The organism is Mariprofundus ferrooxydans PV-1, assembly GCF_000153765.1.
Classification (GTDB): domain Bacteria; phylum Pseudomonadota; class Zetaproteobacteria; order Mariprofundales; family Mariprofundaceae; genus Mariprofundus; species Mariprofundus ferrooxydans.
This window is the reverse complement of record NZ_DS022295.1, coordinates 108,602-119,860: the sequence shown is the minus strand read 5'-3', so window position 1 is coordinate 119,860 and position 11,259 is coordinate 108,602. Positions and strand designations below refer to the sequence as shown.

Genomic DNA, 11,259 nt, shown 5'->3' with positions numbered 1-11,259 from the left:
TGCCGCAATGCCTGTTAACTTTTCCCCCTCCCTTCGCCTCTATCAGACACTGACACTGCTGGCGGCTGCCTTTATGCTGTTGCCTCTGCCGGTAATGCAGTACGTCGGTGAAGAGGGCCTGATGGCCATGAAGTCGTATGAGATGTTTGTACGCCATGACTGGTTGCATCCGTCTATTCTGGGCATGGTCTGGCCGCATTCGCCGCTATGGCACTGGCCGGTCATCACCATCAGCAAGATCATCGGTTGGGAACATGTCGATATTGCCGTACGTCTGGTCTCGGTGATGGCAACATGGCTCAGCGCCCTCTGTGCCGGTCTGATGGGCCGCTGGTTATTCAGTCGCTCGCATGCTTATGCCGGCTGGCTATCTGCTCTGGTCTATCTGACACTGGGCGAAGTGGCTTTCTGGTACGGCTGGCTGGGCTATATCGATGCCACCTTCGGCATGTTTATCTTTACTGCCATTGCCACACTCTGGCGCGCTTTTGCCGATGAACATGCAGGCTGGTTTATCGCTTCCCTGCTGCTGATTTCGCTGGCCTTTATGGCCAAGAATATTACCGCCTACGCCCTGTTTGGCGCTGCCGGCCTTGTCCTGATATGGCGTCTGCAGCGCTGGCACCTGCTGAAAAAACCGGTATTTCTGATCACCGGCCTGCTCGCACTGAGCGTACCTGTATTGTGGCAGCATTTCATTGTGCCGGCCGGCGAGAGCACCGCCACCACGACGATCAACGATGTGCTGCGCAACTACGCCGGTTACGGGGTAATGGCCTTTATCGGCCACTGGCTAAGTTTCCCGCTGGTATTTCTGTTCCGCGCCCTGCCCGTTTCCCTGTTTCTGGCCTGGTTATGGCTGCGTCGCAAGCAACAGTTCCTAGCAAATGATACAATCACCACACTGTCACTGCTGTTGCTGATCTGCTTTCTGCCCTTTTGGATATCGGCAGGCGCAACCCCCCGTTATCTGGTACCGCTCTACGGTCTGGTCGCCCTGCTGCTGACCGGATTATTACTGCAGCTCAACCGGCAGCATCTGCGTCAGGCAGTGATGTTGATGGCACTGATTGTCGTTATAAAAGTCCCCTACAGCCTCGGCATTCTGCCCTATATCAAGGACTGGATGCCGGAGCGTGACGTCAAGGTGGTCGCTGAAGAGATCATGCACCTGACTGATGATGCGCCACTCTACAGCCAGAATGACGTCGCTACAGGCCTCGCCATTGCCGCCTATATCGATGTATGGCGACAGGATCGCCCGCCAATCACCTGGTATACCGGCAACAATCCCAATGCCTATATCATAGCGGAAGTGGAAACACCGTCGCTCGGCCGGTTGGTCAAAATGTGGCCGCTGCGCGGCGATCATGTCTACCTCTATCGCCATACAGGCAAACAATCTGTAACTGGAGCTGCGCAGTGATTCCGTTTAACAGACCCTTCATGACGGGCGAAGAGACCGTGCATATCCTCGAAGCACATGCCAATGGTCAGTTAGCCGGCAATGGCCCGTTCACGCGAGCGTGCCAGCAGTGGTTAGTCGATAAAACAGGCTGCAAAAAAGCGCTGCTGACCCACTCCTGCACATCGGCACTGGAGATGGCGGCGTTGCTGATCGACATAAAGCCAGGCGATGAAGTGATCATGCCCTCCTATACCTTTGTCTCCACGGCCAATGCCTTTGTGCTGCGCGGCGCAGTTCCCGTATTTGTCGATATCCGTGCAGACACACTGAATATCGATGAGAGTCTGATCGAAGCGGCCATCACCGCGAAAACCCGCGCCATCTGCGTCGTCCACTATGCCGGTGTGGGTTGCGAGATGGATAGCATCATGGCTATCGCTGAGCGACACGGTCTCTATGTCATTGAAGATGCGGCACAGGGTATTATGTCGGATTATCACGGCAGAGCGCTGGGCAGCATCGGCCACCTGGCCGCATTCAGCTTTCATGAGACCAAAAATGTCATCTCCGGCGAGGGCGGCGCCCTGCTGATCAATGATGAACGCTTTGCCGAGCGTGCTGAAATACTGTGGGAGAAAGGCACCAACCGTAGCAGCTTCTTTCGCGGCGAAGTCGATAAATATACATGGGTGGATATCGGATCATCCTTTCTGCCCGGCGAGTTGATTGCCGCATTTCTGTGGGCGCAACTGGAGCATGCCGATGGCATCACCGCCCGCCGCCTGCATATCTGGAACAACTACCATACTGCCTTTGCAGATCCTGAAACAAACCACCAGCTCAGGCGTCCGGTCATCCCCGAGGGGTGTCGGCATAACGCTCATATGTATTACCTGATCTATGATTCACTGGCAGAGCGCTCGGCATTTATCGCTCATATGAAGGCCGCCGATATTATGACCGTTTTCCATTATGTACCGCTTCATCTGGCACCTGCCGGACTGAAATACTGCCGCACGCACGGCCCGCTGCCGATCACCGAGCAACTCTCGGAGAGGCTGGTACGACTGCCGCTGTGGCCCGGCCTGGAAACAGAGCTGCCGCGCGTGATTGATACGGCATTGGCGTTTGCCAATGCGTAAGCACCCTGTCTGACCGTATAAAGCACCACCATCTTCACCTGAAGTTGCAAAGCTTGTAGTGAATAGTTATTTTTTCTTTCTGTATCGGTCGTTTATGTTGCCGGTGCAGAAAAACGGGAGCCCACTTTGATACTGGTCATTGGCGACATTATTGTAGATGAGTTTATCTGGGGAGATGTATCACGCATCTCTCCCGAAGCGCCGGTGCCTGTGGTCTCGGTTGAACGCATTGATCGCCGTCTGGGCGGCTCGGCCAATGTAGTGCGCAACCTGCATGCGCTGGATCTCCCGTCGGCCATGTTCGGTCTGGTCGGCAACGATGAACCGGGCAGATGGGTGCATCAACAGCTGGCTGAAATGGATTCGGATGACCGCGGTGTCGTTACCAAAACCAATGATCGCCCGACCGCTATCAAAACACGCATCATCGCACGTCATCAGCAGGTGGTACGCTATGACCGCGAATGGACCTCCCCTGCCCGGGCCGACACACATCAACGCCTGCTGACCCGTCTGGATGAGATTCAGGCGGATGCCGATGCCGTCATCCTCTCTGATTATGGCAAGGGCGTGCTGACACCGGACTTTATTCGCCTGCTGATTGAGCGTCTCAAAGGCACCATCATCGCCATCGATCCGAAGCCGGAGCACACCGATGCCTATTGCGGCGCAACGCTGATCACGCCCAACCTGATGGAGGCTGCCGCCATGGTCGGTATGCGGGCATGCAATGAGGATGCGCACGTCGAAGCCATTGCCAGAGCGCTGCATGAACAACTTGCACTGCAATATGTACTGATCACCCGCTCGGAAAAAGGCATGACGCTGTTCGACGGGCAGTACCATCACCATATTCCTACCGCCGCTCGCGATGTCTTCGATGTGACCGGCGCAGGTGATACCGTCATCGCCGTATTCACCGCCTGCCTCGCCCGCGGTGACGATGCACTTACTGCTGCAAAACTGGCCAATCACGCTGCCGGCGTCGTTGTCGGCAAACTGGGTACGGCTACAGCCAGCTGGTCCGAGATCGAGGCTCACTAACTAAACCATGAAAATCGCTATCGGCATTCCCGCCCGTATGGGTTCCACCCGTTTTCCCGGTAAACCGCTGGCGCAGTTAGCCGGCAGACCGATGATTGAACACGTGATCGAAAAAGCGCAGGCGGCCGATCTCGGGCCTGTATTTGTTGCGACCGACGATCGACGTATTGCCGATGCTGCCAGAGCAACAGGCGCCATGGTTTGCATGACCTCACCCGATCATGCCAGCGGCAGCGACCGGCTGGCCGAAGCCGTGCGGGAGATAGACTGTGATGTGGTCATCAATGTACAGGGCGATGAACCGTTAATTGATCCGGCTGCGATCCGCGCTGTGGTTGAGCCGTTTACAGCAGACCCTTACCTGCCGATGGCAACGCTGGCGCACCCTCTGCGCAATCCGGATGATCTGTTTGATGCCAATGTCGTCAAGCTGATCACCAATGCCAAGGGGCGCGCCATGTATTTCAGCCGCGCAGCCATCCCCTTTCCCCGCTCGGGGTCGCCCAACGCCATGCAGCATGTCGGGCTCTATGCCTACCGCAGGGAGTTTCTGCTGATCTACCCCACGCTCTCACCGTGTGAGGCCGAGCAGACCGAGCAGTTGGAGCAACTGCGCGTACTGCATCACGGCTATGATATCGCCGTTACCGTCGGCGATTTCCACTGCATCGGCGTTGATACCCCTGCCGATCTCGCCCGCGCCGAGAAGTTACTGGCAGGCTCCTGAATCAGCGACTCCACCTTCTCCCCCCGATTGACCTCTCGTGACAAAAAATAGTGAGTATCAAAATAATGAGCGACCTAACAAAATCAATATAACTCAACATATTTAGTCAGATACAGCCTGTTTCACAGGGCTTAGGAGGCTCATTTCACCGCCTAAACTGGCATTGTGAGAAACTTCCGGCTCCCGGAGGTTCATACTTTGTCGTCAACACTCATGATTCGCCGACTACCAGCCTGCCGGCAAGCGAGCTTTTAATCTCGCTCTGCAAAGTCCGAGCTGCCAACGACCAGCTAGCAGATGAATATGATTTGAGGTAACGATGTAGTTGAGGATACACAGGCCATATAGTTTCTTCGCTTCAAACAGCCAGTGAATTCAGCGCTCCCGATCTCTGCTGAATTTGAGCAGAAACTCGCCGTGGTGATGGGTGATGTGCCCATTCCGGAGCGGAATGTGATAACGACTGGCTCTGGCCAGGCCCGTTATGCTATTAAAATGAGCTGCCTGAATGCGCTCTTTATTTGACAGTATTGCTTAGTTTTGCAGTGGGTTAGCGTGGTCCGACCCGAGGTTCCAACTCATGAGCAGTTACTACTACCTTTCATCACCATCCTTTTTTAAAGATTTCTCCCTCTCTCTTTTATATTCATCGTAACTTGGTTGCTCTTGATGCATTGGCCCACTTGATGGATGAACTATTCTTTCCCTATCCTTCATACCTTCATAGAAACCTCTATAAACGCTGTCTTTTTCGCATCCGGCTAAGGATGATAAAAGCAAGATAGAGAGTAATAGATATTTTAATTTCATTATTTACTCCCCTTTATGGTTTGCAAGGCGGCTGCAGCAGCTTATTCTATTATGTTTGTACAGAGTAAAAAGTTTGAATTTACATAAAGTATATTTATAGATACAACATCCAAGCTGTACGCACAAATAGAAACGCAGCGTAGTTTGTGTCCGAACGAACGCCTTGTTATGTGCATTTTGCACTCCTTTGCACGTGTGGCCAACCTTGTTGCTGGGGTTCTATATCTTTGCATTGTGAGCAAGAGCGGATGGAGTCTGACACCCCACAATCGCAGGAGCCTCATGAATAAGTTCATCATTCTCAAGCGCCTCAACCATGAAGAGAGCAAAATCAACGCGTCGAGTCAGGTTACTCTCAAGGATAGTGTCGCCAACGTGTCTACTCCAAACAGGTAACCCCTGGCTTTCACCCTCTTCCAGGTCACTCCCGCGAACCACTGTCCACTTTGTACCACTTTTAAATATTCTCCTGCATGCTTCTACCTGATCATTTAACTCAACAAAACGAAATAGTCTGGCGATTCCGCCAAAAATCTTAACTAAAGCTTTCAATTTCCAAGAGTAAACGTCCTTACCATCACGGCTTATATGCCAACCACAGGAAAAAATTAGGCGTGCGCCTGGTTCAGCAAAATCCATCACTGCCTGAGCTGTTCCCGACGAATATTGCTGGACACCCCAAGGAGCTAACACAGTAAGCACACCATCGCATCCCGAAACAGCGCGCTTTATCACTTCACGGTCATTCGTTGCCCCTGGAATAATTGTGATCCGGCCTTCGAAGTCGGCGAGCTTAGGTACGCTTTGTTCCCTGCAAACACCGACTATCTCGTAGCCACGATCTAGTGCATGTTGCACCATATACCTTCCGAGCTTTCCGGAAGCTCCAACAATGCATATCTTTTTCATCACCTAGTTTTTCCTATGTACATAACACCTAACTTCACCCACATTAATCTCGATGTTTGCAGTCCCGGGTCAGTCCTATACCTTGTAGTTTTTCAACCCTGCTGCCAATGCCATGAATGCCTGACGCTGAGACACCCTTCCAATAGAAATATCCGCCACACTGGCAACGCCCCTCAAACTCAGGTTGCAAACCCGGCGCTTTTATCCCATATCTTATGATTGGCTTTCCTGATTTTACTTCAAAGGGGGATATGGGAGCAGCCGATCGAACTCATGTTTGACGACCTGATAGCACTCGCACACCCGCTTCTCCAGCCCGGGCCGGTCCAGCACCGTGATGTGGCCGCGATAGTAATCAATCAGTCCGGCATCCTGTAAATTTCCTGCGGCCACGGTGACGCCTTCGCGGCGCACGCCCAGCATGTTGGCGATCAGCTCCTGGGTCATGACCAGGTTATTGCTGGCGAGCCGGTCCAGACTCAGCAGCAGCCAGCGGCAAAGTTGCTGATCCAGCGAATGATGCCTGTTGCACACCGCCGTTTGCGACATCTGGGTGATCAGCGCCTGCGTATAACGCAGCAGAAGGCGCAGCAGCGGCCCGTTCAGGGCAAATTCCTGCTTTACCCGGGCTGAGCTCAAGCAATAGGCGTGTCCTGCACTCTGCACAACCGCCCGATTCGGCGTGGTTTCTCCGCCCATGAACAGGGCAAGACCTACAATACCCTCGTTACCGATCACGGCAATCTCGGCCTGCGAGCCATTCTCCATGACATAGAGCAGCGACACGATGCAATCGGTAGGGAAATAGACATAACGCAAGGCCTCACCGGACTCATAAAGTACCTTGCCAAGCGGCATCTCAACAGGCTCAAGATTGGGCAGCATGCGCTTGTATACGTCCGTAGGCAGCGCGTCGAGCAGATGATTTTCAAGCGGAGAATGGTGGTTAGTCATCTGAGCCCCTAAATATTAAAATACAAAGCTGACCATAGTCAGCAGCATCCAGCATGTCTTATATAGACTAATGTAGCCGTGAACTGCGCATCCGGCAATGGATGATCTTCCCTTACGTTCGCAACCGCACAGACGGCATTTATTTCCCACCCTATCCTTGACTCATCAGTGAGAAAGCCAACTGCATTACTGCCGCTCTATTCCATACCTGATGAAGCATTGGCAAGTACAAGCATGAGGGAGATAACAGATATCGGTGCCGATAATAAAAGAGCCGGGAAATTGAAGTTAAAGCGATAAATTATAAACCAATAGCTACCGAACAGAACACGGAGTGCTGTTACAACGCACACTAATAAAGGAGTACCACTATGTTTGTGACCATGAAAAAGTTTTTCAACAAAGTCTGTATATCCATGATGATTCTGATCATGTTTTGCCTGAATATTCAGATGCCTGTAGCCCAGGCAGCGATAGTAAGTACCGATCAGATCATTCAACAACAGTCCCATAGCATGGAACGTGAAAAGATCATTGCCTTTCTGGACAGAGCAGAAGTCCAGCAGCAGTTACAGAGCCATGGCGTAGCCCTGCAGGATGCAAAGGACAGGGTAGCAAACCTGAGTGATGCAGAGGTACAAATGCTATCCGGTAAGATTGACCAGTTACCCGCCGGCGCTAGCGCCGCTGGTGCCCTAATCGGAGCGGCTGTGTTTATTTTTCTGGTATTGCTGATTACCGATGTCTTAGGAGTGACTGACGTTTTCTCATTTGTTCATCCGGTTCGATAAAATAAAGCTATTCCTGAGGCCGCTCGCAACTGCTCGCCTGATAGCGGGCAGTTGCCTTCTGGTACTTCTCCTCAGCAGCTGTGCTGCCAGACAGTCTCAATCTCTGCTGGAGCACAAGCCTGAGAGCCTGAGCGCTACCGCAAGAGTGGCCCATGTCCCATTCTTTGCTCAAAGCGTATATCAGTGTGGTCCGGCTGCTCTGGCCATGATGCTCAACTGGGCCATGATCCCTGTAACCCCTGAACAATTATCGCCCAAGCTCTTCATTCCGGATAAAAAAGGGAGTTTGCAAATTGAGATGATGGCTGTGCCACGTCAGTACGGCATTCTGGCTTATCCGCTCGCCCCACAGCTTGCCGATCTCCTGCAAGAAGTAAGTGCCGGGCATCCTGTACTGGTTTTCCAGAATCTCGCCCTGAGCTGGTATCCGCAATGGCATTATGCCGTCGTGGTCGCATATGACCTGCAAAACAGAGCCATCACCCTCCATTCAGGGCTTGAGGCCGAACACCGCATCCCTCTTTCGACATTCGAGCACACCTGGGCACGTGCCGGTTACTGGGCCATGCTTGCTTTGCCTCCGGGCAACCTGCCGGCAACCGCTGAAGAAACCCGCCTGATGAAAACTGCAGCGATTCTTGAAAATGCAAAACATCCGCAGGCCGCAATCGTGACTTATCAGGCAGCCCTGAAACGCTGGCCTGACAGCCTTGCCGCCCGGATGGGTATCGGCAACAGCTATTACGCCCTGAAACAGATCGACAAAGCCGGAGAAGCCTTCTATCAAGCGACAATTGACCACCCGCATGCGGCAGTGGCATTCAACAACCTGGCACAGGTCTATCTGGAACAACACCAATTAAATAAAGCACAAAATGCGATTCAACAAGCCATTCGCCTTGATGGGGAATCACCGGTTTACCGGGAAACAGAGGCTGTGATCCGCAAAGAAACAGACAGGCAGTATTAATTGTTAGCTATAACAGTAAAAACATTTCAACTACAGGAGTTCAATATGGCAATGAGTTCAGCAACTACAACGAAAATGATTGGTCTTGCCCTGACAGTTACAGGCATTGGCCTTGCAATATGGGGGTATCAATTATCTGATTCTGTCGGATCACAACTAACACAAGCTGTTACAGGCTCGGATACGGACAGGGTCATGACTTTTTACATCGCCGGCGCGGTCAGCTTTGTTGTTGGTCTCTATCTGTTCACTAAAAAGTAACACCGGAGGCAACATGGATATCATTAGTTTGATTATATTTTTAGCAGTTGGCGCACTGGCCGGCTGGATGGCCGGCAACATCATGAAGGGAAGCGGATTTGGTGTCATAGGCAATATTATTGTGGGCATTGTTGGTGCTGTATTGGGTGGCTTTGTATTCGGTTTGCTTGGCATAACAACTGGCGGGTTATTAGGTGCTATCATTATGGCCACGATTGGCGCTGTTATGTTGTTATTTTTAATTGGTTTAATTAAGAAGACCTGACCGGGTGGCATGAACAGGCAGATCAACCTGCAGTGGTAAACCCCGCAGCTGCGTTTTTTTTATCGTGCAGTTATTACGGATGGTGATCTCCCCCTCTGAAGTTGGATTAAACTCCATGTTAATTCACCTGCATCTGGATAGCTGTTTTTGATCGGAAAAAATCATTCAACAATCTTTGTTTTTGACAGCACAATGCCGTCTTCATCGGCATACATGTAGTCGCCCGGGTTAAACTGCACACCGGCAAAGGAGAGCGGGATATCGCGCACACCCTGATTGCGCTTGATGGTCTTGCGCGGAGTCGTGGCCAGCGCCTTCACGCCGAGATTCACCTTTGCCACATCGGCCGAATCACGGATACAGCCGTTGATAACCACCCCTTCCCAACCATTGGATGCACCGAGAGCCGCCATCACATCGCCCATCATCGCACAGCGCAGTGAAGCACCGCTATCCACAACCAACACCTTGCCACGCCCGTCTGTCTCAAAGGCGGCTTTCAGGAAGCTGTTATCTTCAAAGGCCTTGAGCGTCACGATCTGACCGGAAAAACGCTGACGGCCGCCAAAGTCACGAAAAACAGGGGCAGCCACCTGCAGGCTTTCCAGGTATTTATCATACAAATCAGTTGTTTTAAACATATCTCCCCTTCTTCACAGTGCGGCGATAACCGCCTGCGCAACACGTTTATTGTAATCGTTGATTTTCCAGTGTCCGGGCATCCAGCCGATCAGAAAACGGTAAAAATCCGCCTGTGCTACGGGAAACAGCCCCCGCCACTCAGCCTTTAGCGCATCGAAATCCACCGGCTTTGCATGTCGCACCAGTGCGGCCCTCAGATAGTTAAAATAGCACTCCAACAGAAGCGCCTCATGCTGCTCCTGCTCCTGATCACTAAGGCATGAACCGAGGAAATAGGCCACATCCTTCATGCCGCAGCCACCGCCGACATACTGAAAGTCGACAGCAGCAACCTTTCCCCCATCTGCCGAAAAACAGAAGTTGGCCAGTTTGGCATCACCGTGAACAATGGTCTGGAAACAGGCCGTGCTTAACATCGAGTCGATAACAGGCGCTGCATCACGCATGGCATCATCCCCCATCGCAGCCAGCTCATCCGGCCTGGTTGCCAGATGCCAATAGGTACCGGTTTGCCAGAGCCCTGTCGGCTGCTCCCCGATAAAGCTCGCATGAAACCCGGCCAGCCACTGTAAACAGGCCTGCACACCCTCCAGATCCAGTTTGCTTCTGCGCCGTGGGAAGCCTGCACCATCCAGATCCTCCAGCACAATCAGATGCTCTTCACCAACGGTTTCCGAGGCATAACAGTGCGGCACCCGGCAGCTCTCATCACAACGCCCGGCCCAATCGTGATACCAGGCCATCTCCACCTCATACGATTTCACCTTGCGCCGGTGTGACAGGTCATTATGCCAGCCGCGCGGATGGTGCACGGTCGACGGAAAGACCACATGCTTGAGTACGGCACTATCAATCTCCACACCCGTCAACCCATAGCGCACAATCTCGCCATAACCGCTCCACAGCGACTGAATGACCTCACCGCGCTCTGCTGCCAGAGCCCCGGTTGCACTCATCATAATCTCGTTCAATTGGTTGTTCACCTTGAATCTCTCTTTATACGCAAAACCGCTCGCAAGCTATATGTCGGCACGGTATCAGAACGAGCGCACGGCTCAACTGCGGGCATTGTGTCAGGCGTTAAATTGTGGTATAAATAACCCATCTGAAGGAGAGCTTTCTTCAGAAGAAAGGAGACTAACCATGCTGGGAAGACATCAACATACTTCGCCCAAGGAAACGACGCTTATCTCCGTACAATGGAAAAAGTTGCATCCATGGCACACTGCAGAGAAGAGGCGTCTGAAGAGAGCTATGAACAAGCGCCTGCGGAGAAGTATGAAGCTCGAAGCACTTCAAAGCGCAGATGCAAATCCTCTGACATAGTCTACAACGC

The 11,259-nt window shown here is 52.4% G+C and carries 14 protein-coding genes and 1 pseudogene; 8 read left to right on the top strand and 7 right to left on the bottom strand.

What is annotated here, in order from left to right:
- Positions 1 to 7 precede the first annotated feature (7 nt).
- From SPV1_RS07320 to kdsB, 4 genes are all read left to right on the top strand, one after another.
- Positions 8 to 1,426, top strand: coding sequence for an ArnT family glycosyltransferase (locus tag SPV1_RS07320; protein WP_009850508.1), 1,419 nt, complete (start codon positions 8 to 10; stop codon positions 1,424 to 1,426).
- The gene (rffA, locus tag SPV1_RS07315; protein WP_081441980.1) at positions 1,423 to 2,550 is read left to right on the top strand and encodes a dTDP-4-amino-4,6-dideoxygalactose transaminase; all 1,128 of its coding nucleotides are present in this window, start codon (positions 1,423 to 1,425) and stop codon (positions 2,548 to 2,550) included. The genes SPV1_RS07320 and rffA overlap by 4 nt, the downstream gene beginning before the upstream one ends.
- A 126-nt stretch (positions 2,551 to 2,676) precedes the next feature.
- A complete protein-coding gene (gene rfaE1 / locus SPV1_RS07310) occupies positions 2,677 to 3,594 on the top strand; it encodes a D-glycero-beta-D-manno-heptose-7-phosphate kinase (protein ID WP_009850506.1) in 918 nt (305 codons plus the stop codon).
- Positions 3,595 to 3,601: 7 nt separating this feature from the next.
- Positions 3,602 to 4,321, top strand: a complete 720-nt coding sequence (kdsB, locus tag SPV1_RS07305; protein ID WP_009850505.1) for a 3-deoxy-manno-octulosonate cytidylyltransferase — start codon at positions 3,602 to 3,604, stop codon at positions 4,319 to 4,321.
- 291 nt (positions 4,322 to 4,612) lie between these two features.
- On the opposite strand, the pseudogene SPV1_RS14800 reads toward kdsB, so the two are convergent.
- The 5 genes and pseudogenes from SPV1_RS14800 to SPV1_RS14630 form a co-directional block, all read right to left on the bottom strand.
- Positions 4,613 to 4,798, bottom strand: a pseudogene (locus tag SPV1_RS14800) (transposase); the annotation flags it as partial.
- Positions 4,799 to 4,915: 117 nt separating this feature from the next.
- Positions 4,916 to 5,131, bottom strand: a complete 216-nt coding sequence (locus SPV1_RS14315) for a hypothetical protein (protein WP_152909372.1) — start codon at positions 5,129 to 5,131, stop codon at positions 4,916 to 4,918.
- A gap of 219 nt (positions 5,132 to 5,350) precedes the next feature.
- A complete protein-coding gene (locus SPV1_RS07300) occupies positions 5,351 to 6,040 on the bottom strand; it encodes an NAD(P)-dependent oxidoreductase (RefSeq protein WP_009850502.1) in 690 nt (229 codons plus the stop codon).
- A 234-nt stretch (positions 6,041 to 6,274) separates the two neighbouring features.
- Entirely contained in the window at positions 6,275 to 6,994 is a 720-nt protein-coding gene (locus SPV1_RS07295) for a Crp/Fnr family transcriptional regulator (RefSeq protein WP_009850501.1), read from the bottom strand.
- Positions 6,995 to 7,191: 197 nt separating this feature from the next.
- Entirely contained in the window at positions 7,192 to 7,506 is a 315-nt protein-coding gene (locus SPV1_RS14630) for a hypothetical protein (RefSeq protein WP_231288427.1), read from the bottom strand.
- On the opposite strand from SPV1_RS14630, the gene SPV1_RS07290 reads away from it, so the two are divergent.
- From SPV1_RS07290 to SPV1_RS07275, 4 genes are all read left to right on the top strand, one after another.
- On the top strand, positions 7,411 to 7,785 hold the full coding sequence (locus SPV1_RS07290; protein ID WP_330939452.1) for a PA2779 family protein: 375 nt from the start codon (positions 7,411 to 7,413) through the stop codon (positions 7,783 to 7,785). The genes SPV1_RS14630 and SPV1_RS07290 overlap by 96 nt on opposite strands.
- 145 nt (positions 7,786 to 7,930) lie before the next feature.
- Positions 7,931 to 8,755, top strand: a complete 825-nt coding sequence (locus SPV1_RS07285; RefSeq protein WP_081441979.1) for a PA2778 family cysteine peptidase — start codon at positions 7,931 to 7,933, stop codon at positions 8,753 to 8,755.
- 45 nt (positions 8,756 to 8,800) lie between these two features.
- Positions 8,801 to 9,016 (top strand): DUF3185 family protein, encoded by a 216-nt coding sequence (locus SPV1_RS07280; protein WP_018295281.1) that lies wholly within the window; start codon positions 8,801 to 8,803, stop codon positions 9,014 to 9,016.
- Positions 9,017 to 9,029: 13 nt separating this feature from the next.
- On the top strand, positions 9,030 to 9,281 hold the full coding sequence (locus tag SPV1_RS07275; RefSeq protein ID WP_009850497.1) for a GlsB/YeaQ/YmgE family stress response membrane protein: 252 nt from the start codon (positions 9,030 to 9,032) through the stop codon (positions 9,279 to 9,281).
- 161 nt (positions 9,282 to 9,442) lie between these two features.
- On the opposite strand, the gene rraA is transcribed toward SPV1_RS07275, so the two are convergent.
- A complete protein-coding gene (gene rraA, locus SPV1_RS07270; RefSeq protein WP_009850496.1) occupies positions 9,443 to 9,922 on the bottom strand; it encodes a ribonuclease E activity regulator RraA in 480 nt (159 codons plus the stop codon).
- A gap of 12 nt (positions 9,923 to 9,934) precedes the next feature.
- The gene (locus tag SPV1_RS07265) at positions 9,935 to 10,882 is read right to left on the bottom strand and encodes an oxidoreductase family protein (protein WP_009850495.1); all 948 of its coding nucleotides are present in this window, start codon (positions 10,880 to 10,882) and stop codon (positions 9,935 to 9,937) included.
- Positions 10,883 to 11,259: the final 377 nt, after the last annotated feature.

Coding starts and splice junctions, on each gene's coding strand:
- SPV1_RS07320 (WP_009850508.1), top strand. CDS start 8: ATGCCTGTTAACTTTTCCCCCTCCCTTCGCCTCTATCAGACACTGACA.
- kdsB (WP_009850505.1), top strand. CDS start 3,602: ATGAAAATCGCTATCGGCATTCCCGCCCGTATGGGTTCCACCCGTTTT.
- SPV1_RS14315 (WP_152909372.1), bottom strand. CDS start 5,131: ATGAAATTAAAATATCTATTACTCTCTATCTTGCTTTTATCATCCTTA.
- SPV1_RS07300 (WP_009850502.1), bottom strand. CDS start 6,040: ATGAAAAAGATATGCATTGTTGGAGCTTCCGGAAAGCTCGGAAGGTAT.
- SPV1_RS07295 (WP_009850501.1), bottom strand. CDS start 6,994: ATGACTAACCACCATTCTCCGCTTGAAAATCATCTGCTCGACGCGCTG.
- SPV1_RS07290 (WP_330939452.1), top strand. CDS start 7,411: ATGATGATTCTGATCATGTTTTGCCTGAATATTCAGATGCCTGTAGCC.
- SPV1_RS14630 (WP_231288427.1), bottom strand. CDS start 7,506: ATGGGACTGTTGTTGAATGATCTGATCGGTACTTACTATCGCTGCCTG.
- SPV1_RS07280 (WP_018295281.1), top strand. CDS start 8,801: ATGGCAATGAGTTCAGCAACTACAACGAAAATGATTGGTCTTGCCCTG.
- SPV1_RS07275 (WP_009850497.1), top strand. CDS start 9,030: ATGGATATCATTAGTTTGATTATATTTTTAGCAGTTGGCGCACTGGCC.
- rraA (WP_009850496.1), bottom strand. CDS start 9,922: ATGTTTAAAACAACTGATTTGTATGATAAATACCTGGAAAGCCTGCAG.
- SPV1_RS07265 (WP_009850495.1), bottom strand. CDS start 10,882: ATGATGAGTGCAACCGGGGCTCTGGCAGCAGAGCGCGGTGAGGTCATT.